Source organism: Paulownia witches'-broom phytoplasma, from assembly GCF_019396865.1.
In the GTDB taxonomy this organism is placed as follows: Bacteria; Bacillota_I; Bacilli_A; order Acholeplasmatales; family Acholeplasmataceae; genus Phytoplasma; species Phytoplasma asteris.
Genome location: NZ_CP066882.1, coordinates 791,733 through 816,100, shown reverse-complemented (window position 1 = coordinate 816,100; position 24,368 = coordinate 791,733). Strand labels below are relative to the sequence as shown.

At 26.9% G+C, this 24,368-nt stretch carries 20 protein-coding genes; 6 read left to right on the top strand and 14 right to left on the bottom strand.

Annotated features, from left to right (window positions below; all coding sequences use genetic code 11):
• Positions 1 to 179: 179 nt before the first annotated feature.
• A complete protein-coding gene (gene trhA / locus HGD80_RS04320) occupies positions 180 to 869 on the bottom strand; it encodes a PAQR family membrane homeostasis protein TrhA (protein ID WP_219474759.1) in 690 nt (229 codons plus the stop codon).
• Between the two features lie 319 nt (positions 870 to 1,188).
• Between trhA and HGD80_RS04315 the strand changes: the two genes are divergently transcribed.
• Positions 1,189 to 2,127 (top strand): hypothetical protein, encoded by a 939-nt coding sequence (locus HGD80_RS04315; protein ID WP_219474757.1) that lies wholly within the window; start codon positions 1,189 to 1,191, stop codon positions 2,125 to 2,127.
• 12 nt (positions 2,128 to 2,139) lie between these two features.
• Here HGD80_RS04315 and HGD80_RS04310 read toward each other — a convergent pair whose 3' ends face one another.
• Entirely contained in the window at positions 2,140 to 2,352 is a 213-nt protein-coding gene (locus tag HGD80_RS04310; RefSeq protein WP_034172241.1) for a hypothetical protein, read from the bottom strand.
• Between the two features lie 663 nt (positions 2,353 to 3,015).
• On the opposite strand from HGD80_RS04310, the gene HGD80_RS04305 reads away from it, so the two are divergent.
• From HGD80_RS04305 to HGD80_RS04285, 5 genes are all read left to right on the top strand, one after another.
• Complete coding sequence (locus HGD80_RS04305; RefSeq protein WP_219474755.1) at positions 3,016 to 3,381, top strand: hypothetical protein; 366 nt, start codon at positions 3,016 to 3,018, stop codon at positions 3,379 to 3,381.
• Between the two features lie 280 nt (positions 3,382 to 3,661).
• Entirely contained in the window at positions 3,662 to 4,288 is a 627-nt protein-coding gene (locus tag HGD80_RS04300; RefSeq protein WP_219474753.1) for a phase variable surface lipoprotein, read from the top strand.
• Between the two features lie 413 nt (positions 4,289 to 4,701).
• Complete coding sequence (locus tag HGD80_RS04295; RefSeq protein ID WP_219474751.1) at positions 4,702 to 5,640, top strand: IS3 family transposase; 939 nt, start codon at positions 4,702 to 4,704, stop codon at positions 5,638 to 5,640.
• A 593-nt stretch (positions 5,641 to 6,233) separates the two neighbouring features.
• On the top strand, positions 6,234 to 8,684 hold the full coding sequence (priA, locus tag HGD80_RS04290; RefSeq protein WP_219474749.1) for a replication restart helicase PriA: 2,451 nt from the start codon (positions 6,234 to 6,236) through the stop codon (positions 8,682 to 8,684).
• A gap of 487 nt (positions 8,685 to 9,171) precedes the next feature.
• Entirely contained in the window at positions 9,172 to 10,452 is a 1,281-nt protein-coding gene (locus HGD80_RS04285; protein WP_219474748.1) for a hemolysin family protein, read from the top strand.
• A 108-nt stretch (positions 10,453 to 10,560) separates the two neighbouring features.
• Here HGD80_RS04285 and pth read toward each other — a convergent pair whose 3' ends face one another.
• From pth to cysS, 12 genes are all read right to left on the bottom strand, one after another.
• The gene (gene pth / locus HGD80_RS04280) at positions 10,561 to 11,127 is read right to left on the bottom strand and encodes an aminoacyl-tRNA hydrolase (protein ID WP_219474746.1); all 567 of its coding nucleotides are present in this window, start codon (positions 11,125 to 11,127) and stop codon (positions 10,561 to 10,563) included.
• Positions 11,128 to 11,432: 305 nt separating this feature from the next.
• A complete protein-coding gene (rbfA, locus tag HGD80_RS04275; RefSeq protein ID WP_011160526.1) occupies positions 11,433 to 11,774 on the bottom strand; it encodes a 30S ribosome-binding factor RbfA in 342 nt (113 codons plus the stop codon).
• Positions 11,775 to 11,777: 3 nt separating this feature from the next.
• Positions 11,778 to 13,640: a translation initiation factor IF-2 gene (gene infB, locus HGD80_RS04270; RefSeq protein ID WP_219474744.1), complete on the bottom strand. Its 1,863-nt coding sequence runs from the start codon at positions 13,638 to 13,640 to the stop codon at positions 11,778 to 11,780.
• A gap of 159 nt (positions 13,641 to 13,799) precedes the next feature.
• Entirely contained in the window at positions 13,800 to 14,057 is a 258-nt protein-coding gene (locus HGD80_RS04265; RefSeq protein ID WP_219474742.1) for a YlxR family protein, read from the bottom strand.
• Between the two features lie 5 nt (positions 14,058 to 14,062).
• The gene (nusA, locus tag HGD80_RS04260) at positions 14,063 to 15,136 is read right to left on the bottom strand and encodes a transcription termination factor NusA (protein WP_219474740.1); all 1,074 of its coding nucleotides are present in this window, start codon (positions 15,134 to 15,136) and stop codon (positions 14,063 to 14,065) included.
• A gap of 239 nt (positions 15,137 to 15,375) precedes the next feature.
• On the bottom strand, positions 15,376 to 17,232 hold the full coding sequence (locus tag HGD80_RS04255; protein WP_219474739.1) for a DUF2779 domain-containing protein: 1,857 nt from the start codon (positions 17,230 to 17,232) through the stop codon (positions 15,376 to 15,378).
• A 209-nt stretch (positions 17,233 to 17,441) separates the two neighbouring features.
• Positions 17,442 to 17,900 (bottom strand): SsrA-binding protein SmpB, encoded by a 459-nt coding sequence (smpB, locus tag HGD80_RS04250; RefSeq protein WP_219474737.1) that lies wholly within the window; start codon positions 17,898 to 17,900, stop codon positions 17,442 to 17,444.
• A 256-nt stretch (positions 17,901 to 18,156) separates the two neighbouring features.
• Positions 18,157 to 18,711, bottom strand: coding sequence for an inorganic diphosphatase (locus HGD80_RS04245; protein ID WP_011160520.1), 555 nt, complete (start codon positions 18,709 to 18,711; stop codon positions 18,157 to 18,159).
• A gap of 93 nt (positions 18,712 to 18,804) precedes the next feature.
• Complete coding sequence (locus HGD80_RS04240; RefSeq protein WP_219474735.1) at positions 18,805 to 19,509, bottom strand: TrmH family RNA methyltransferase; 705 nt, start codon at positions 19,507 to 19,509, stop codon at positions 18,805 to 18,807.
• A gap of 138 nt (positions 19,510 to 19,647) precedes the next feature.
• Positions 19,648 to 20,940: a tRNA uracil 4-sulfurtransferase ThiI gene (gene thiI, locus HGD80_RS04235; RefSeq protein WP_225904354.1), complete on the bottom strand. Its 1,293-nt coding sequence runs from the start codon at positions 20,938 to 20,940 to the stop codon at positions 19,648 to 19,650.
• Positions 20,941 to 21,226: 286 nt separating this feature from the next.
• Positions 21,227 to 22,867, bottom strand: coding sequence for a nucleoside kinase (locus HGD80_RS04230; RefSeq protein WP_219474732.1), 1,641 nt, complete (start codon positions 22,865 to 22,867; stop codon positions 21,227 to 21,229).
• A gap of 172 nt (positions 22,868 to 23,039) precedes the next feature.
• Entirely contained in the window at positions 23,040 to 24,356 is a 1,317-nt protein-coding gene (gene cysS / locus HGD80_RS04225; protein WP_219474730.1) for a cysteine--tRNA ligase, read from the bottom strand.
• Between the last annotated feature and the right edge of the window lie 12 nt (positions 24,357 to 24,368).

Here is a 24,368-nt window from a genome sequence, read left to right as displayed (position 1 = left end):
TGTTGTTTGACTTAATTTTTTGGGTTGAGTTTGGGATTGGGATTTTAATTATTTGTTATTTGATTTATTTTTATTTTTAATTAATAATTTCTTTTAATGAGTGGAATTATTTTTGGGTTTGTAATTATTTGTTTGCAAGTTTGATTTCTTTTTATTGTTGGAAATTTTTCAATTTGTTATTAATTGTTTGGCAAAATTTCAAGCAAACGATATATGCCCCAAGCATGAAAACAAGTTCCTGCCATAACAAAAAGATGCCAAATAAAATGAAAATATTTTTTATTATCTTTAACATAAAAATAGATGCCTAAACTGTAAAAAACACCGCCCAGTAAAACAAAATGAAAAATATTGGCTTTCCACATTGCAGGCACTAACAAAAGCCCACTCCATCCAAGCAAAGCATAAAAGATTAAATGAATGATTTTTCCTTTATTCATCCAAAAAACTTTACATATAATACCTGAAAAAGCCAAAATACATTGGCAAACAAAAAAGCATTGTCCTTGGGAAATTGGCACATTTGATTGAGGAAATAAGGGTTTTTGCAATTCTGGCAAAAGTAACAAAATAGGGGCAAAAGTTCCCCAAATTAATAAATAAATACTAATGTGATCGGTCTTTTGAAAAAAATTATGAGCTTTGGTAAAGGATAAAGAATGATACAAAGTACTCATCAAATAAAGAATAATCATCGATATGCTAAAAACAAGTACAATATAACCGTTAGGATTTGACATTACAGAGGCTTTAAGACAAAAACAAACAAGAATAAAAACTCCTAAAGGAATCATTAAACCATGGGAAATGGCATTGGCAATTTCTTCGCCCAAAGTTTGTTTATCACTTGGTTTAGTAGCCCATTTCACAATAAAACTCCCTTCTTGCTTGGAATATGTAGCAATTACTGAGATTATAAAAAGTTTAGAAATTAAATAAGTTATAAGGAAACATTTAAAAATAATAATTAACTTTATTAAATAATTTATAAATTAGATTAAGTTGTAATAAAAACTAATTCTTATATATTTTACCACATAAAAGTAGTTGCTAAACTAAATTTGTAAATTGACAAAAGATAAAATATGAATTTTTCAACATTTCCAAATATAATAATGTATAGTCAGTAAATAATAGTATAATATTTAAGGAAACTAGTTTTCCATAGAAAGGATTTTGTTATTTTTCATGAAATCTATTCAAACTAAATACTACAAGTATTTAATAATTATCACATTTATTATCGCACTAATAATTTTGTTATCTGCAATTATTTTTATTAAACAAAAAAATAAATCTGTTCCTAATGCAAAATTAAGCCACATCCTTCCTGAAATCAAAACCGATACCAAGACAAACATTATTGAACATTATTTAGGTCTCAACCCTAATTTAGAAAATTTAAAAACCGAATTTAGAAAAATAAACCCTGATTGGAACCAAGAAGTTTTTGCTTATAATTATCATATGCTTTCTAAAAGTAATGCAAATCAAAAAATTACTGATGCTATCCAACACAAAATTTTTGCTATTTTTTTAAACTTTAATGATGAAAAAATGAAATCATACCAAACCCAAAATAATCTTTTAGATGCCTTAAATCAAAATCAAAACAATAAAATGCATATTTTTTGGACAAAAGAAAAAACAAATACCGAACTTATATTAGCTTTAAAAGACCAATTATTGCATAACACAAATAAATGGCAACAAACAGCAACAAATATTTTGGATAAAATACAAACCTATATTAATAATGATATAGATCAAATATTAAAAAATCAACTAAGCTTGCTTGAAAAAAATAAAATTATAATTGATATGAATGCAGGCAAACTCAAAATCACAGACATTAAAGATTTTATAAAACAAAATTTGATGGCTAATACAAATGCCAAACTTGAATCTAATCCAGAACAAAATATTTTAATAAAACAATTAAGAAAACAATCTTTTAATTTGATGGAGTTAAGAAACAAATTCCAAACTCTCCAAAAAATAATTCAAAAAATAGCTCAAAATGGTAATATAACTACCATATTTCAAAAAGATATGCAAGAATTAGAAACTCTTATAAAAACAACTATATTAGAAATTATAAATGAATCTGATAAATTAAATATATAATTTGGTAAATGACTAATTATTTTTCAAATCCATTTTTTTCCTCAATTCTTCCAAAACTTGATCTACAATAACTTTCACTTGAGGATTGACAAAAAGAATCTGATTTTTAACTTCAAAATGAGTTTTTTTACTACAATTTTTCAAAATCACAATTTTTAATTTATCAATATTAACTTTTTTCAACATTCTTCTAATTTTTTGTTCTTTAGCTTGTCTTTTTAACATGAATATCGCCTTTTCGTTTTATTTTTATTAATAAATTATTTTTAGTTCATCAAATAAAATAATATAAGTTAGTTTTTTAATGCCGTTTTTGCATTTCAGCTTTTATTTTAATCTTTTAGACATAAATTTTGGCTTGATTTTATCTTTACCATATTTGGTTTGCTTTTTTACCTTTATAAAGATATTATATAACTTTTAAAATAACTTTTTTATATTTTGTCATTATTGTCATTATTTTTTAATATATTGCATCATTTCATTATTCCTATCATTTAAATTATTCCCATTTTGGATATATTTAAATATTTTTAATCACAAAGGAGCCAAACTTCATTAATCATTTTCAAAATCAAAAAAACTATAAAAAAACTCACCCAAACAAAATCAAGGAAAAAAGTGGGATAAAACTTTAAATAAGGAAATAGAATTTGTATCTATAATCCACAAACCTACTTTAATGACTCACAACAAATACATTTTTGATGGCATTAACGGATTTAGATATTATCAAAAGAATTATCACGTATGCAAAATATTTTAACCCAAGAGCTCAAAAAACCAACTATTACAAATTTATAATCTATTTCCAAATTAACTGATGCTCAAATATTAGAAAAAATAATAAATCCCCAAAAAATTACTCAAATCCAAAAAGAACTTGATTTGCTTCAACAAAGAAATAACCATTTTCAAGAACCTTTAGATTCGCACTGGATTAAATTATTGCAAAATCCTTTTAATAAATGGCAAAGCCAAACTTTAAATAAGATAGATATTTTTGCTCAAAACCAAATAATACAAGATAACAATACTATTTTTAACCAAAATATGGCAATTACCTTAGATAAAATAAATAAGATTATAATTATGGAATATAACGGTCCTCAAAAATTATTAATTCAAGACAAAGAGAATTTTTTAGGTAATTTAATATTAAACATTTGCCAAAACCAATTTAACTGCAAAGAAAGTTTAATTTATAACTTTAATCCTGTAAGAAAAACTTTATCTATTTATAACAACAAATAAATTTCCATAATAAACGCCCATAATTATTCTAAAACTTTCAAAAAATCAAATATTTGCTACATTAAATAAGATCAACTCTAAAAAGTTGGTCTTTTTTTTATATACAAAATTGCAAGGAAAACACTCATGATATACAGATTAGTGAGCAAAAAAATTGTTTTTTTTGTGATAAAATGATGTTAATAGCAATATTTTATTTTTTTAAATTGCTGTAAACTTAAATTTAACTATTTAGGGTTTTTATTTTATATAACAAAAAACCAAATTAAGGAGAAAAGAAATGAAAAACGACACTAGCCAAGAAATTAGAATCGGAGGTTGGAACGCGAAAACCACCCCTAATGATTTAACTCAAATTAAAAACTTTTTAAAAATATTAAAAGAAGATTTAATCAATCTCATTATTATCTCTCATTCCAAAAAGAAAAATACTTACCAAGAAGCTAATTACCGTCCCAAAAACCAAACTCTCTTCGTCGATCCTCAAATCTTAGAAGAAATGAAACAAACCAAAATCACCTTAATTAATGATAATTTCTCTTCTAGTAATAGTAAACTATTACTTTCTGATTTAACCCCTCTTAAAAGCCAAAATAACCCCCTTAACCATCTATTTAATATCTTCCAAATCAATTATAAAAACGAATTCAAAAATATCATCAAAGAATTAATTGGAAAAATTGATGTCAATAAATTAGAAACTTTACAATTATATCAATTAGACCCTCAAAAGCTAGATAAATATCATAAACCAATGAAAAATAACTATAAGAAGAGTTTAAACATCATCTATTATCGAAAAGAAGATTTAAAATATCTTCAATTCTTTTTGACAAAAGATAAACAAGGTTATCGGGTGAAAAAACTACATCCTATGTATAAATATTTAATAAAAAAAGAAAACTAACAACTTTATAAAACTTTACTAACAGTTTTATAACACTTTACTAACAACTTTATAACAGTTTGACTTTGAAAATAATCTATATAAACATTAACTCATTTAAGGAGTGATATTTGATATTTTATATCGATAATGATAATGATACTCGATATTTGATATTATCGCATTATCATTTTTCATATCATTATTATATCGATATCATAAAACCTCTTTTGAGGTAATTTTATTTTTTTAATTTATTTCAATCATTAAATCAACTTTAATTTTTAAATTAACTGCCTTACCAAGTATTTTGATTATTATATATGAAACAAAAAGATGAACGCGCTGAAGCACTTATTGATCAAATAAAAAATCTTTTAGAGTTATAATAGTTGATATATTTAAAATAATTTATAAAGATAATTGGTGTTAAGATGCAAAAATTAAAACAAAAAATTAAATTATTACAAAAAATGATTGAAAAGATTAAAAAAACTGATAAAAAGATTGTTTTTCATTTAGTCAACCAATTCAATCAAACCCTGAATTTAACCACCATTTTAAAAACAATTCAAATTAAAAGAAGTACTTATTATTATTGGTTGAAAATAAAAGCTAAACTAAAAGAAAAAGAAGAAAAACACCTGTTACAACAAAAAAGAATTAAAGCTTTATGCCTTCATTATCAATATTTTTACGGTCATCGAAAAATCACTGATTTATACCAAAAAACCTTTAATGAATTCATCACCAAGAAAAAAGTTTATCTCATCATGAAAAAAAATGACATTAGTTGTCGTTTAAGAATCAAAAAAAATTTTACTTATCATAATTTAAAAAATAATCTCCAAATAATTCCTAATTTAATCAATCAAGATTTTATGGCAACCAAACCTCTTCAAAAACTCTTTACTGATATTACTTATTTTAAAACGAATCAAGGTTTTCTCTATTTTTCTTGTATCATCGACTCTTTTAACAATCAAATAATTGCTTCACATGTTTCAAACCAACAAAATAAAGAATTAGTTTTAAAAACTATTAAAAAATTACCTTCATTAAAAGAACCTTGTATCATTCACTCCGATCAAGGAACCGTTTATCAATCACAAAAAGTCCAACAAACTTTAACAAAAAAAGGTTTTTTAATCAGCATGTCCCGAAAAGCCACCCCTCGTGATAACGCGGTCATGGAGAACTTTTTCGGCCAAATGAAAACGATCTTACAACATCAAAATCCTTTTTTATTTCAAAAATCTCCTAACAAAATGAAAAAATTAATCAATCAATTTCCTCAATTTTGGAATAATAAGTGGATTTTAAGCAAATTAAACCATTCAACCCCATCTCAATATATTCAAAATTTGAGATAAATTTTTAGTTGAATTAATATAAAATTAATATAACCTTGAAAAGGGTTACTTTAGTGCGCTTTTTTTACCTAAAAATAGTAAAATTTAAAAAAAATATCATTTTCTTTCATTTTGTTGACGAGTTTTAAACTTTTTTTACCTAACTATATAGTGAAGGGTTAAAATATTAAAAAAATATCTTTTGAAACTAAAGAATTATCAAAAAAAAGTTTAGACACTTTTTAATTCAACAAAATATTTCCTTAGTTTGAAAAGATAGGAAATTATCTATTAATTTTTAGTCTTAAAGAACAATTTTAAAAATTAAATTTGTTTAAAAAAAGGAAACAGCTCAGACACAACAACCAAAAGCACAAAAAGAAAATTCTGAAAAAACTAAAACCAAAGTAGGTAATAAACCTAACAAAAAATAAATTAGCTACTGTAAAAAAATAAATTAAAATCGTTTACACACATTAATTACAATCAAACAAATCCCAAAGAGGCTTTTTAAAGTCTCTTTTTTTATTAATCCCAAATGATTTATAATTTTGTTATAATTGAAGTATCAAACCCTCAAAAACTAAAGCAATAAGGAAAGCAAGGATAAAAAATTGATAGCTGAAATAATTATAGATATAAAAACTACATATCAAGGAATTAACAAACCTTTTGATTATTTGGTACCACCCCATTTTGAAAAGATAATCAAAAAAGCAATGAGAGTTGTAGTTCCTTTTGGTAATGCTAATTCGCAACGCTTAGGCTATATTATCAATTTAAAAGAAAATAGCAAGTTCAATAAGAACTTAAAAGAAATAATAACTATTTTAGATGAAACTCCTTATTTTGATCAAGAATTTTTTTTATTATCCCAAGAAATGTTAAAAACTCCTTTCATTATTAAAGCCTTAGTTTATGAAACTATTTTCCCCAAAGAATTTGTAAAATCTTTTTTAAAAGAAATTAAAATTATAAATAAGGAGTTATTTCCTGAAAATCTCAAAGGTTTTTTCGCAAACAAAAAGGAACTTTTTTTAAATCCCAAAAACAAATCCCAAGAAAAACTATTAGAACATTTTACAAAACTATCTAAGAAAAAAATTGTCATAATCAAAGATATTTTACAACTCAAAGAAAAAAACACTGAAAAAAAAATATGCATTTACCACCTTAATCCGCAATTAAGTGAACAAAAAGATATAAAATTAACACCCAAGCAAAAAGATTTTATTGCAAAATTAAAAGAATTAAAACCTTTAAAACCTTTAAAAATGTTAGATAAAACAAGCTCAAATGAAATCAAACATAGCAAACCAAAAATAAAAACTCAAGAAATCACAAGAAAAAAAGCCTTAGAATTGACTTCAAACAGCATTATTCAATCCTTAATCCGCAAAAAGATTCTTTTACAAACAGAACAAAAAATAAGTATAGTTCTAAATCACAACTTTGATTTACTTGCAGAAGACAAAAAAATAATTTTGAATGAAGAACAACAACAAATAGCACAAAAAATAAATCTTAACTACCACAAAACTTATCTTTTACACGGAAAAACAGGCTCAGGCAAAACTGAAATTTATCTCCATTTAATTACCAAAGTTCTCAATCAAAATAAACAAGTTTTATTATTGGTACCTGAAGTAATGTTAATAGCTCCTTTAATGCAACGCCTCCAAGCCAAATTCACAAACAAAAATATAGCTATTTTACACAGTTATTTAAGCCCTAAAGAACATTTAGACCAATTTTTAAAAATCAAAGAACAACAAGCCTGCATTGTTTTAGGCACTCGTAGTGCTATTTTTGCTCCTTTAAATAATTTAGGAATTGTCATCATTGACGAAGAACACGACGAGGCTTTAATAGAAAAAGAGCACGCCACTTATGATGCAAGAACCTTGGCACAAATAAGGGCTAAATACCACAAAATTCCTTTAATTTTAGGAAGCGCTACTCCTTCTTTGGAAAGTCATTATCAAGTTTTACAACAAAATTATCAACTTTTAAGCCTTACCAAAAGAGCTTTAATTGATGCTTTACCTACCATCGAACTTGTAGACATGAAAGAAGAATTAAAAAAAGGCAATTTAGAACCTTTTTCCCAACCCCTCAAACATGCATTAAGGGAAGTTCTAGCCAAACAACAACAAGCAATTTTATTTATCAACACTAAAGGTTTTGCACCATTTGTTTTATGTCGTTTTTGCGGCTTTGTCCCCAAATGCCATAAATGCAACAATAGCCTTACTTTTTATCAAAAACAAGAACTATTAAAATGTAGTCATTGCAACTATAAAGAGCAATTTACACCAAAATGCATGCGCTGCTCCAAAGAACAAATAAAAGAAGTAGGCGTTGGTATCGAATACATCGAAGCTTATCTCCAAAAAGAATTTTTGCAAGCAAGACTTATCAAATTTGATTCAGATACTATCACAAAAATTAGTCAATACGAAAAATTATGGAACGATTTTAATCAAGAAAAAGCAGATATTTTGTTAGGAACTCAAATGATTGCCAAAGGACTTGACTTTCACAAAGTTACTTTAGTAGGTATTTTAATGGCAGATTCTTTACTCAAAATTCCTAGTTTTAAAGGCTCAGAAAAAACCTTTCAATTACTCATTCAAGCAGCAGGACGTTGTGGCAGAAAAGAACAAGGCAAAGTAATTGTGCAAAGCTATAATATAGACCATTTTGCAATTAATGCGGCAGTCAAATATGAAGAAAAGGAGTTTTTGAGACAACTTTTAGAAGAAAGAAAAATGTCAAAAAACCCTCCATTTGGATACCTGAGCCAAATTTTAATCTCTCATAAAGATTTTAAAAAAACTTTTGATATTACTTACCGCATCAAAGCAGTATTGGCCAATCGCTTTTCACACAAAATAACTGTTTTAGGTCCTATTTTATCACTTATTCCTAAAAAAAATAACCGTTATCGCTGTTTATTGACACTAAAATATAGCGTTTGGCCTTTGGATCTAGATTTTATTTTGGAAAACAACATTCACCAAGATGCTTTAATTATTTTTGATAGGTTTGCTAATTTATTGTAAACAAATTATAAAATCCAAAGATAAATTAAAATTGCATGGAGGCAAAAAAGAAACGCCAAATCAAAAGGCAACAATAATAGCAAACAGAAGTTTTTGAAAATAGTCATCAATTTTTTCAATTACCACAAATCACAAAAAAATCACAAAACCAAAAGAAACACCCAAATAAAATTACTATTCTTTTTTATTGCTTTTATTTTCCATTAACAAAAAAATATGTACCACAAAAAGCGAGCAAAAACCAATGAAAAACCAGCAATTATTTTACTTTATAAATTGACATTTTTTATTATTTATGTTAAAATGAAATCAGTTAGTTATTAAAAATATAAATTAAAAGCGAGGTGTTGTTTCAAAAAAATATGGACGATAGTGATAGTATAAAATTTAGCACAATAAAGATCTTGGAAAAAAAGACGTTTGTGGGCAAAAAATCAAATTTAGCAAATAAAAAAATGTGCATTAATGCCAAAAGGTGTTTTTTCTTATGAATCCGATAGTCATATTGATTATTTTAATCGCATTAAATGCTTTTTTTGCAGCTTGCGAAATATCTTTTATTTCTACTAACGAAAGCAAAATTGAATTAGATATCAAAAAGGGCAATAAAAATGCTCTAAGAGTCAAAAAAATCAAAGCCAAACCAACCACTTTTTTATCAGTAATTCAAATTATGATTCACATCATTACTTTTTTTCAAGGAAATATTGTAACATCTTGTTGGCTAAGAGAAACAGAAGGGCATTTTTCATTACATAACATCGGAATTGAGGCTTTAATTATTACCCTTTCTATTATTTTTGGAGAATTAATTCCTAAACGCATAGCAATGCATGCACCTTCCAAAATTGCTTATATTTTTTCTGGTTCTATTTCCTTAATTGCTTGGTTAATTACGCCTTTGGTTTGGATTTTGACTCAAGTAAGTAATCTTTTTCTTATTGTTTTCGGACTAAATCCTAACAAAAATAGCATACAAGTCTCAGAAGACGAACTACGCTTAATGTTAACTTCAAGTTATCGAAAAGGCATCATTGACAAAGATGAAAATAAAATGATTCAAAATATTTTTGAATTTGATCACACAAACATTTCTGAAGTAATGCGCCACCGCACCGAAGTAGTTGCAATTGATGTTGAAATTACCAAAAAAGAATTAATTAAAACTATCCAAAATGAAAAATACACACGTTTTCCAGTTTATGAAAATAGTATTGATAATATTATAGGCATTTTACATGTTAAAGATATTTTTAATTATTTAATGTCCTCAAACCCAAATAAAATTTTTGATTTGAAAAAATTCATTAGGAAACCTTATTTGGTCCCAGATACAAAAAATACTAATGAATTTTTCCGCGAAATGAAAAAAACCAAAACCCATATGGCAATAGTAATTGACGAATATGGTGGCACAGCTGGAATAATTACTTTTGAGGATTTAATTGAAGAGATCTTAGGTGAAATTTCGGATGAATACGACAACGAAGAGCTAATGATTAAAGAAGTTGCCAAAAATGAATATATTGTTAATGGATTTGCTGATTTAGAAGAAGTCGCAGAAGCAATTAAATTAGAATTTAACACTGAAGATTATGATACTTTAAGTGGTTTTTTAATAGGACAATTGGGAAGATTCCCCAAACCAAATGACAAAAATACCGAAATCATTTACAAGAATTTTAAATTTACAATCTTAAAACACAATGATAAAGTAATTTCTCAAATCAAAATCACAAAAATAGATTTACAAGAAGAAATAAAATAAATAAAAAGAGCAAATATTTTCATATTTGCTCTTTTTTTTATACCTTTATAAATTTGTTCAATTAAGAAATCATTTATTTTCAAATAAATAATAATGGGTAATACAAAATCAAAGTTTAGAATTATACCCATTCATTAAAATATTAAAATCCACATCTTGGATAAAATTAAATATAATTTTATTAATAATATGAATGTTTTTTAAAATATTTTTTTGACTGCTTGCATTGACAGGCGTTAAAAGATATTGATCCAAAGGCATGCAAGAATCTAAACTTACTCCTATTTTTAACCTTTTAAATTGTTTAGTGCCTAAACGATCAATAATATTCCTTAATCCGTTATGCCCTCCATGACCACCTTGCATTTTTAACTTTAATTTGCCTTCATCCAAATAAATATCATCTACAATAACTAAAATATTTTCTATCTTAATGCGATATTTATTTATATTTTTTTTTACCACTTCGCCTGATAAATTCATATACGTTTGTGGTTTAATCAATAATGATTGGTGTTGGTTAAAATTAATTTGATAAATGTGGGCGGTTTTGTCTTCCTTCAAGATTTGATATTTATTTTGACTTAAAAAAGAATCAACAACAGCAAAACCAACATTATGACGAGTGTTTACAAATTTGGTACCTGGATTGCCCAAACCTACAATAAGTTTCATCGTTTTTCCTTTCTTTTTGTTGTGTTTTATTATTTCATTTTATTATTTTTTATGATAAGCAAAAGCAAAAAAGCAAAACAAAAGCCGTTTGCAAATTTATTTTTGCAATTATATATTTGAATTATTTTACTAATTACATTATTTTTTGGAATTGCACAAAGAAAAGTGATTTTAATTTTTGTATTTTGTGCGCAAATTATTTTTAATAACAAAGATAACAAAATACCAACGCCAATAAAGAAAAAAAGACGCTTTTATTAAAGCATCTCTTATATAAATTATTGAAACAAATAACAAAGAAAGAATTATTTATTAATATCTTTTAAAATATTTTCTATACGGCGTCCATAAGATAAAGATTTATCATATTTAAAAACTAAATCAGGTATTTTACGAAAATTTTTAATTTTTTTAGCTAATTCCAACCGAATAACAACTTTATTTTGTTCAATAGTTTCTTCTGTTAATTTCAAAACAGTTGGATCATCGCTTAAAATAGTGTAATAAACATTAGCAAAAGACAAGTCTTTTGTTACTTTAACATCGGTTAAATTAATATATCCTATTTGTTCGTCTTGAATAACATCATTAATTAACACCAATTCTTTTTGAATTAGACTAGACAATCTTTCAGCTGTTGTTACCATTTTTTATTCCTCTACTTTGCTTAGTTTAGATGTTTCTATTATATCATTAATTTCAAAATCATTAAAACCATCAAGTAAAATGCCGCACTCATAACCTTGTTTGGCAGATTTAATGTTGTCTTTGAGATGTTTTAAGGATGCAATTTTACCTTTAAATAAAACTTGATCATTGCGCATTACTTTGGCAAAATCGCTATTATTGACAATACCTTGTGCCACATAACAACCAGCAATATTGCCAACTTTACTGATATTAAAAATTTTTCTTACTTCTACTTTACCAGTAACCACTTCTTCAAAAGTAGGCTTAATCATAGATTTTAATTTTTGTTCAATATCTTCAATAATGCGGTAAATAACATTATGAATAGTAATTTTTACTTCTTGTCTTTGAGCAGATTTGATTGTGGAAGAAGCAGGTTTGATATTGAAGCCTATTAACAAACTGTCTGATGATTTGGCAAAAGCAATATCTGTTTCTGTAATGGTGCCAACAGCAGCGCGCAAAAGTTGCACTTTAAGATCAGATACTTTAATTTTGGCAATCATACCTTGAAGCGCTTCCAAACTTCCTTGAGTATCAGCTTTTAAAATGATATTTAGTTCTTGCGGTTTTTCGGTTTCTAAGTCTTGTAAAATATCTTCTAAATTAAGAGGTGAAAGGGTTTTGGCTAAAGTTTCTTTAGTTTGGGATTTTTTTTCGGCTACAATTTGGCGTGCTTGTTTTTCATTAACAACGGCGTAAAAAATATCTCCTGCTTGAGGCGCTTCTTTTAATCCTGCAACACGCACAGGTTGCGAAGGTAAGGCTTTGGTTAGTTTTTTTTTTTTGTTTTCATCTTCCATGGAACGAATTTTCCCATAAGAAGCTCCAGCAACGACGATATCGCCTACTTTGAGGTTGCCATCACTTACAATAAAAGTAGCCACCAGTCCTAAAGATTTATCAAGGCTTGCCTCAATAACTGTTCCTTGAGCTTTTTGATCGGGATTAGCTTGTAAATTTTGGATTTCACTAACTAAAAGAATAATTTCTAATATTTTTTCCAAACCTTCTCTTTTTAAAGCAGAAATAGCAATATAAGGAGTAGTGCCGCCCCATTCTTCAGGCAACAAATCATAACTAGATAATTCTTGCATAATTTGTTGTGTGTTATTATTGGGTTTATCAATTTTATTTAAAGCAACAATAATAGGAATTTGGGCTTTTTGGGCGTGCTTCAAGGCTTCTAAGGTTTGTGGTTTGACACAATCATCAACTGCTACTACCAAAATACAAATATCAGTAATTTTAGCTCCTCTAGCCCTCATCTTATCAAAAGCTTCATGTCCTGGAGTATCAATAAAAGTTATTTTATTGCCTTGGTATTCAACTTGATAAGCTCCTATGTGTTGGGTAATGCCTCCAAATTCTTGATCAACTACACGAGTTTTTCGAATGGCATCTAATAGGGTAGTTTTGCCGTGGTCAACGTGTCCCATAATAGTTACAATGGGCGGTTTTTTTTGCAAATTAAGTTTTTGGTTGGGTTTGGTTTTAGTGAGGGAAGGCGTTTGCGGTTGAAGTTGTGGTGGGGTGTGTTTTTCTTGGGGTTCGCTTACTTGAATATTGTAATCTTTGGCTAAAAGTTCAACAATATCTTTTTCTAAGGTTTGATTAACATCTGCTTTAAGTCCTAATTGTAATAATTTTTTAATTAAAACAGCACTGGTAATGCCAAAAACTTGAGCGATTTGAAAAACTTTGTCTTGGGGATTAAAAACATAGTTTTTACTAGCAAAATCGTTTCGCAAATCCGTTTCCTTGGATAATTTAGGGGTAGTTTTGGATGAATTTTCATTATTTGTTTTTTTGTTAAGGGTCATTTACATCCCTCCTTTAATTTTAATAATTTTTAATGCATGAAAATAAAAGATTACAACATAAAAAATAAATTGGGCAAAAAATAAAAAATGTGAAGTGTGAAGTGAACAAAAAATATTTCAAAGATGGAAAAATGCATAAATAAAATATAAAAATGTTTGCTAAGTTTGTAAAGCAATCAATTTTAAAAGAGTTTGATATATTTTTTCAGGAACTTTGGTTTTGAGTTTTTTATCTAAAAGTTTCTTTTTTTGCGACAAAATAACATATTCAAGTTTTAAAGTTAGATATGCTCCTCTTCCTTGAAGTGCTAAATTAAAATCAACAGCTACTTTTCCTTGTTTAGTGCTATTTATTCTAATCATTTTTTTGATATCTTGAATTTTTTTAGAAACTATACAAGTTCGAAAAACAGTCATTACAATTAAATTAATCCTTCTGTTTGGGCTTGATCTAAGGTTTTGATATCAATATTCCACTTAGTTACTTCCACTGCTAATTTAACATTTTTACCTAATTTACCAATCGCTAAAGAAAATTGGTCGTCAGGAACAATTGCAAGAGCGTATTTGTTAATGTCGTCTTTGATGACAACTTGAAGGCATGAAGCAGGTTTGAGGGCATTTGCAATAAGTTCTTGGGGATCGTCGCTCCAAACAAATAAATCAACTTTTTCGTCTTTAAGGATTTTGATAACATTTTTAATACGGTTGCTTCTTTCGCCAATACAAGAGCCAATGGCATCTACTTGAGCGTCGCAAGACAATAAACCAATTTTGGTACGTTCGCCAGAAATGCGGGCAACCCCTGCAATTTTAACGATGCCTTCTTGGATTTCAGGAATATTTTCTTCTAACACTTTAACTACAAGTCCCACATGATTACAACTGACAAAAATCTTAGGCCATTTAGTAGTTTTTCTTACTTCTGACAAAAAAACTTGAATTCTTTCGCCTACTTGCATTTCATTATTGGAAGCAATTTCTTTTTTAGGCAGCAAGGTAGTAATTTCTTTTTCTAATTCCAAATTATAAAATTTATCGTTTTCCGAAATAATTTTAGCGCTAATTAATTTGCCTTCTTGTTGTTTGAAAAAATTATAAATGTTTTCTCTTTTCTTTTTGGTAAGCTCTTCGTTGAATTGATTTTTAAGTTCTTTGACAGCGTATAGATTAAAATCTTTAGGATCAACTTTAATATCAATTACTTGACCTATTTTGGCATGAGGCTTAATTTGTTGGGCTTCTTCAAGAGTAATGGGAGTTGACTCTTTTAAATTAATAGTGCTCATAGTAGCTTCATCGGCAACCAAAAATTGTTTATATAAAATAATTTCGCTTTTGTCTTCTTTTAACTCGATTTTACAGCTTTTAACTTTATGATTTTTTTTGCAACCAGAAATCAATCCTTTAGCAAAAGCATCAATAACTTGGTCTTTATCTAAATCTCTTTCTTGAGCGATTTTATCTAAAAGTTTAAAAAAATTCTTACTAATCAAACGATACCTCCTAGTAAATGCATCTTGTTAGATGTGGCGAATTTAACATTAACAAACGCAACCAACTAAAACCAGATACAAAATAAAAAAACAGTGATTTGTTACAAGCACCATTTTTATCTTTTGATGAAAAAAATAACTCATAATATAATTATATCATTTCCCAAGGCAAATAACAATTTTTTATACATCCTTAAGGAATTTTGTGAGTAAAAAGGAGATAAAAATAATAAATTTGACTATTGGACAATATCTTTAGGAGTTAAATATAAGAAATTAGGTTTTTGGGTTTGGTTGATAAGTCCTTTCAAAATTTCTACCATTACCCAAGTATCTTGTTTGCAATATTGTTCTAAGGCTTGAAATTGCGCTTGAAATTGCAAAGGAGACATTTTAGGCAGTTGAATATAAGTTAAAAAAGCCTCAATACCATTTTGAATATTTAAATTTTGATAATTCAAATTGCAAAATAAAGGAGCAATTTTTTTGATAGAAAAAGAACCTTGCAAATGGGGATGATAAAAATTAATGCCTGCGGCTTGTTCGGAATCAAATCCTAGGTTTTGATAAAAAGTTTTGCTGCCTTTTAGAAGGTCTTTAAGGTCGAAAATACGCGCAATAATGTTTTGTATTTGCAAGGAATATTCAGGAAAAAGCAAAGATAATTCTTGAAGGCGTGTTTTTTCAAAAGCTTTATGATAAACAATAATGGAGCCTCCATCATCTAAAATGGCATTGGTTAGTTTTTCTAATAGGGTTTTTCTGTAATCGGCGTGATCGGGTGCCAAAAAAGAAACGTGATTTTTATCTTTGTTGCACAAACCAGGGGCTTTTTCGATGTGAAGTGAAAATTGAAATAAGGATTGAGTATACGGTTTTTCGCCTTTAAATCTAGGAAAAGGACACGGAAAAGCCTCAAAATCTAAATAATAAAGAGGGTATTTTAGAATTTGCAACCCTGCTTTAATCTTATCAAAACAATAATAAGGAAGCTTTTTTTGGGTAACTTTTTGTTGCACTTTGTTATCAAAACGATTCAACCAAGCAAAAGGAATGTCAGAAACATGATAATATTGTTGCAAAATTAACTGTTGTGTTTCGTGTTTTTGTTTGTTTTGGGAGTCAAAAAAACCTAAATGATTATAAAAATAAGTAAAAATACTGTCTTTGGAAGGGATGTTTTCATAAAAATGAAGGATTTTTTCAGGCAACAAATAATAAGCAGAAGTGTCGTTTGGCTTGTTAGTTTTTGAAGACAAATAAGAAATTAAAAGATTGGCATCATTTTCTAATATTTGAGTTCCTTGTTGTGTAATCAAAGTCAAATCAATAAAAGTAAGCAAGTTAGGATTCAAAGCCGCATTACAACTTTTGCAATCATAAACATAATCCGAATTAAGAACTACCAAATAATACTCTATTTTTTTCTTTTTTTGTGCCTCAGTTAAATTATTTTCAATTACCCACCTTTGATAAGTTAAATCATAGATGTATTTTCCTTCTTGTGATTTGGGATTAAAAAAAGTTTGCATTTTTTTTTGATAAGATGGGTTGTCTTGATTGGAGCCCTTGCAAAAAGGTGATAAGGTGTTAGGACTTGTATAATGGAAAAAGGGCATTTTTTCTTTGTTATCGTTTACAAATTGCAATTTTAAGAATTTTGTGCTAGTAGTAGTTTTAGTTTCAAAAATACGAATAGTAGTTTTGTCTTCTTGATATCCATCTAAAAAACAATAAAATTGATATCCTTGTTTATTCATTTGAAACTTTTTTTGTTGATAAGTTTCCAAAGAAAAAATAACTTCTCCTGGAAAATGTTTTTCCAAATAAGAACCTACCAAAAGCTCTAATTGTTTGTAATAAGGTTGCATAATGTTTAAATGTTTTTGGTTTAAAACAGCTTGATATTCGTCTTGCTCGCTTAGATTTTCTTGTAAAAAAGCAAGTTTTTTAGCATAAGTTTCTTCATTAATTAAATCTTTGAGTTCATTGGAAAAATCCCAAAGAAACTGAGATTTATTTTGATACAAAAACTTAAAATTCAAATATTTTAAAACTTTTAAAAACTTAATAAAACGAGTTTTAGAAATTTTCATTCATGTGTCCTTAATTATTGTCTAATTTGATATCTGCATAAAAGCAAAAAATACAAAATAATTGATTATTTTGTATCATTATTATTGCAAAAAAATTTAATTGTTATAAATTATTGTTAAACTACAAAAAAATACAAAATATTAAGCAATTTAAGTTGGGGATTTTTAAAATTGGTTTTTTATTCATTAAAAAATACAAGGGTTAAGGGTTATTGTTTTTGATTAAAGTTTTTTAATGTTTTTTGAATACGCAATTTAGCATCAAAGTCTTTTAAAACATTTCTTTTATCTTGTTGTTTCTTACCTTTAGCTAAGGCAATTTCTAATTTAACTAAATTTTTATTAAAATAAACTTTTAAAAGAATAACAGACAATTTTTCAGTTTTAATTTTGTTTTGAATTTGGATAATTTCATGTTTTTGCAACAAAAGCTTTTTAGTTCTATTTTCATCATATGCCAAACAACAACTAAAAGGATATTTTAAAATAGTCATATTCACTATAAAAGCTTCTTCATTTTTGATATGAATATAGGAGTTTAATAAATTAATTTTTCCTATTCTAATTGATTTTACTTCGCTTCCTAATAATTTGATTCCTGCTTGATATTTTTTCTTTTCTAAAGAATAATCATAAAATGCTTTTTTATTAGTGATAATTGTTTTCATAATTTAAACTTTTCCTTTGCAAAATGAAATAAATGCAATAATCAAATTTGAGTTAGTAAGTTTTTTAAAATAAGTTTGTTGTACAGTATATTTATCAACAATATTATTGTCAAATCTTTTCTTTTCAAACATTTTAATCAAATATTAATCAAATATTAATCAAATAATTTAATTACAATTGAGCCTTATTAAAACTGAAAAATGATATGGAGGCAAAACACAAATAAACTTTATTTGCAAAAATATAAGAAGGTTTTTATTGCTTTTTTTCTTTCTTTAAAGAAGGTTTAATAACTTTTTGATAAGTTAAAAGACTTGTTTCAATAGCACTAAATGCTGCTTGTTTATCTTGTATAGCTTCAATAACTACTTTTTTCTTTTCCAAAGCTTTGTAATTTTCAAAAAAATGCTTAATTTCTGCAATCATTGGCAAAGGCATATCTTTTAAATCTTGTAAATGAGAAAAATACTTATCAAAAACAGGAACTGCAATTACTTTTTCATCTAATTCATCATTATCAATCATTTTAATTACTCCCAAAGGACGACATTTTACCAAAGTCATAGGATCTAGGATTTCTTGAGATAACACCAAAACATCTAAAGGATCATTGTCTTCACAATGAGTTAAAGGAACAAATCCATAATTAATCGGATATCGAAAAGCAGTTGTCAAAAAACGATCAAGCAACAAAAGACCTGTTTCTTTGTCAATCTCATATTTTTTTTTACTTCCTTGAGAAATTTCAATAACTACTATAAACTCTTCTTTGGTAATTCTTTCAGGATTAATATCATGTAATATATTCATTTTTAAACCTCTTTATTATTTTATTTATTTTATAATTTGTTTTATGATATTTTATTGTTTTATTTTTTTGCAATAAATTTTTATCTTTGGTAATTACAAAAGATACATTAAAATGCTTCCTGCAACTGCAACATTTAGGCTTTCGACATTTTGAGTGCAAATATTTACAAAATAATCAGAAAGGGCTTCTGTTTCCAAAGAAATCCCTTGTCCTTCATTTCCTAAAACTAATACTTTTTTAAGATATTTTTGAGCATCTTCCATAGTAATATTGGCTTTTTGGGGAAAAGCACTAAAAATAGAATAGTTTTTTTCTTTAATTTCTTCTAAAAAGGATTTAGTATTGCCTCTTTTTAAGGAAAGAGAAAATAAGGCACCTTGGCTTGATCTAATGGTTTTTTCATGATAAAAATCAGCACTATGAAAACTGGCAAAAACTTGATTAAACCCAAAAGCACTAGCAGAACGCATTAAAGCTCCTAAATTAGCAGGGTCTTGAATATCATCCAAAACTAAAATTTTATCAGACAATAAATTATTCTCTGAGGTAGGTTTGCAAAGAGCCATTTGCTCAAAGACAGTTTTAGTTTGAGATAATTCTTTCATCAAAGAAGGCGCAATAAAAGTCCCTGGTTTTCCCTCATTAGAAGTAAAAATGGTAACAACAGCGTTGTTTTTTTGTGCTTGTTCAATGAGATGATCACCATATACTAAAAATTGTTGATATAAATCGCGATATTTTTTTAATTGTAATTTTTTTAATTTTTTAAAAGTAGGATTTTGTTTCGATGTAATCATAAATGTTCCTTTGAATGAAATTAGTAAAGCATAAAAATATAAAATTAATTTGCATTTTACGCTCTTTTTAAATATTATTTTATTGAATATTATTTTATTGAATATTATTTTATTGAATTGTTTTTTATCTTTTGTATTTTAATATTGACTTACAATTGTTTGCTCTGGATTTTGTTCGCAAAAATGCTTAATTGCTTCTTTTACATCAAAAAAACCATAATCACAGATATTAAATTGCAAATGTTGGTCTATATTGAGAGTAATTGTATTTTGCAAAGCATCATTTAATAAGGGAAAATAATCTATTTTTTGCTCTTCTCTTTTAGCTTTTAGAATAGTTGGTTTAGTGGCGGGATTTTGAGGCAAATAAAGAGTACAACAATCATGAAAAGCACGAATAGAAATATCAAAAGTATCAATTTGTTTAGCTATTTTAATTATTTCATTTTTATCCATAGTAACTAAAGGTCTTAAAATAGTCATACTCGTTACTTGAGTAGTTGTCTGCATACTTTCCAAAGTTTGACTTGCTACTTGTCCTACTGATTCACCATTAATTAAACATAAATGATTTTTTTGAAAAGCAAATTGAGAAGCTAAACGATACATCATCCGACGAATAACATTAATGATATAAGAATCTAGAACTGTTTTAGTAATTGTTTCTTGCAAATATCTAAAAGGCACTAAATGCAATTTAATTTGATTACCAAAAGCATAACGACTCAAAACTTTAGCTAAATCAATTACTTTTTGGATTGATTCTAAAGGAGTTAAAGGGCTTGATTCAAAATGTAATAACTCTACTGTAATACCTTTTTTCATCGCCAAATAAGCAGCTACAGGAGAATCAATACCACCACTCATCAAAACAGTTCCTCTACCACCAGAAGAAACAGGAAACCCTCCTAAAGCTTGAGTTTCATCACTTTTTAAATAAAGATAAGTGTTTTCTTTTCTAATACTAACATGTAAAATAACTTGAGGATTTTTAACATCAACTATTAATTTACCTTCAAACTGCTTTAAAATTAAAGGAGCAATTTGTTGGGTAAGTTCCAAACTTTTTAAAGCAAAACTTTTATCTTTTCTAGTGGTTTCTATTTTAAAAGAAGTATTTTTTGTAATTTTTTCTTGCAACAATAAACAAGCTTTTTGAACAATATCATCTAATTGTCTACTTGCTTGACTTACTACAACAAAAGAAGAAATCCCTGATACATAAGATAATCTTTTAAGAATTTCTTTTTCTAAACTTGCATCATAAATATATTCTAGATAAGCATAATCATGTTTAAAATACATTTGAACGTTGCAAAGGTCTTTAATTTTATTTTGTAATAATTGTCTTAATTTATTAATGAAAGCTTTTTTATTTTTTCCTTTTAAAAATAATTCTCCAAATCTAATTAAAATTTTTTTCTGATACATAAAGTTCCTCACATCAATATTTTGTGTATGAATATTTTTGAATAAATTATATTTAAATATCTTTATACACTTAAATATTAAAATATAATAACTTTTTACAGCTTAATTATAACATGAATATAACTATTTTTGTGATACAACTGCATATTGATAAGTTTTTGCCTTAAATACTGCAATTATAATTTATACATCCTCATTTATATAATATATCTTTTTCAACAAAAAAAGATTAACTTTTGCAAAAGTTAATCTTTCCATATAACAAAATATTTAATTATAAAATAATCTAAAAATAAAAAGGACTCCCACCAATAAATTCTTTTAACAAAGACTCATGAAACACTAAATTAGAATCAAAAGATTTAAAAAAACTTAACAAATTTAAAAAATACTGAGCTTTATCAAAATACTTACTTGTTTCAGGAATTTGCAATAAAAAAGGAATTAAATATGGTTTCAAAACATTAAATTCATAAATTAATTCAGAATTGAAAACAAAATCAGCTTCTTGTTGATTAGGATAAATCCATCTAAACTCCCCTTTTCGCACAGAATCCCAAAAATCAAAAGTCCTTAAAATAGTAGTATTCCTAGAAATATAATCTCTTATAGCTCTTCTTAAAAACCTCACATCGGTTAAATGTAAAGGATTGTGGAAATCTAGTGATAATTGATGTTGTGGGGCAATATAGATTTGAAATTTTTGTAATCTTGGAATAAAAGGAGTAAGTTTAGGGTTTATGGCATGTATTCCTTCTACCAAAATAATATGATTATGGGTTTGAATATCTTTTTGGGTATGACTACGAGTAACAAAATCAAATTGGGGAATAGTAGTCTTTTTGCAAGTCAGCAAATCATAGATATTTTGATTAAATAAAGGAATATTTAAGGCATCAATACTTTCAAAATCAAAGGAGATGCCATCTTTTTCTTTGGGAATATCTTTCAAAGGCAAATAATAATTATCCATAGCAATAATAAAAGTACAAATTCCAAACGCTTGTAATTGTAATTGTAATCTTTTAGAAAATGTAGTTTTTCCACTAGAAGAAGGACCCGAAATATTAATAATTTTAAGATTGGAGGCACGTTTAGCAATTTTAGCACTTAATTGTTGCAACTGATTTTGATGATTAATTTCTGCAAGATTAATTAAATTAAATTGACTTTGAGCAGTTTTGGCAAATTGATTAATTTGGGAAACATTTTGCATTTGAATAGTTTTTTTAAAAGCCAAACTTTGAGTAAGCATTTGTTCAAATAGAGGTTCTTGTTGAAAAGGAGGAATTTTTTCATCACTAAAAGGAGTTACAAATTGCATAACAAACCCATTTTGATGATAAAATAAATGATATTTATCTAAATAACTAGTGTTAGGAACTAAACCTTGATACATATAATTACAATAGTTTTGGCAAAAATAAAGGGTAGCAAAGGAAGGAGCTTTTTGTTTGAGGAGATTAATTTTATCCCCAAATCCCAAAGATTGATAAATTTGCAAGGCTTTTTCAAGGGGCAATTTCTTTTTGGTAATATCTAATTTTTGCGATACTAACAAATGCATTTCTTCTTTAATTTTTTGAAACATTTCTGGCAAAAAGGTAATTTCTTTGGGAAAAGATACCAAAATACTAGAAGAACTATAATAAGTAAAATGTAATGAAATATTTTCAAAAAGTTTGTAAGATGCCATAGCAACTAAATATCTTAAACTAGCTTCATAAATATTTACAGCCGCAGCGTTCCAAGCGCCTAAAAAAGTAATTTGATTGATGGGGGCATGCAATTTAAAGGTAAGTTCTTTTAATTTATTGTTTACTTTGGCAGCATAAACATTTTTAAGGTTTAATTGATTTTTTAAAGTCTCTAAACTAGTGTTTAAAGGAACATTTAGGATGGTTTGATTATAATAAACTTTTAGCACGGTTCCCTCTGATACTGATAATATATTAAAAACCTCAATTAAGAGGTCTTTTTCTAAATAAATAAAATTATTGTAATGTTTGTGAATTGCAATAAATAATATTGAAAAATAAAAAAAGGTAAAAAAAAATAATTAAAATGTGGGGGCAAATTATTGGAGCGTTTCAAAGTTTTTAAATAAATCCTTTATCTAATAATTGCTTTCTTAAAATATCTGCTTGGGCAAAACCTCTACATTTTCTTGCATCTTGCCACAAAAAATATGTTTGTAAGTCTGTTTTTGTTGGTTTGTTAAATGGGATTGTAATGCCTAAAATATTTAAAATTAATAATAAAGAGTTTTGAAATTGGGATAACTTATCCAAAATTTGGGTTTGATGGGTTTGTTTAATTGTTTGTTCCATTAAATCAATTACTTTATGAGTAGCCAAATCATCTTGCATTAATTGATGAAATAACTGCATTATATCTTGGTCTAAGGCTTGGCAAGAAAATTGATTAACTTTTAAATAAAAATTATTTTTAGTTAAAAAATCAGTTATTTTTTGGTATTTTTGTTGGGCTTGTTCCATCAAATCATAACTAAAATTGATTGGCTTGCGGTAATGAGTGCTCAAAATTAAAAGCTTTATTATGCAAGGATTGTATTTTTTTAATAAATCTTTACACCAAATAATATTTCCTAAAGATTTAGACATTTTTTGATTTTGATAATCTAATCTTTCTACATGCATAAAAAAATTAGCTAGTTTTTGGTGGCTATGGGCGTGTGTTTGGGCAATTTCATTTTCATGATGAGGAAATTTTAAATCTGTACCTCCTCCATGAATATCCAAAGGCAATTTAAAAAGTTGTTCAATCATAGTTGCACATTCAGTATGCCAACCAGGACGCCCTGCAAACCAAGGACTTGGGTATGTAATACCTTGCGAAGTTTTTTTCCATAAAATAAAATCTCCTGGAAATTCTTTTTGGGGGTCTAATTGTTTACGTGCATTTTGTTTAAGTTGGGATAAATCTTGTTTTTTGAGTTTACCATAATCATCAATTTTAGATACACGAAAATATATTCCTTGATCGGTAAAATAAGCAAATCCTTGGTCTAAAAGAGTTTGGATGTAGACAATCATAGAATTGATATATTGAGTAGCTTGAGGTTTAAAATTAATGGTTTGAATGTTTAGGTTTTTGAGGAGATTGTTGAAAGATTTAATATATTTATTGGCTAAATCTTGTTCCAAAACTTGGTTTTTAAGGGCGTTTTCAATAATTTTATCATCAATATCAGTAATATTTACTACATAATATACCCTAAAATTAAGCATTTCTAAATATCTTTTCACTGTATCAAAAAAAATTAACGGTCTGGTGTTCCCTAAATGCAGGTGATTATAGACAGTAGGTCCACAAACATACATGTTAATTTGGGGCGAATGGGCAGGGTTAAAAAAATCTTTTTTGCGAGTTAAAGAGTTATAAATTTTTAGCATTAAAGAAATCCT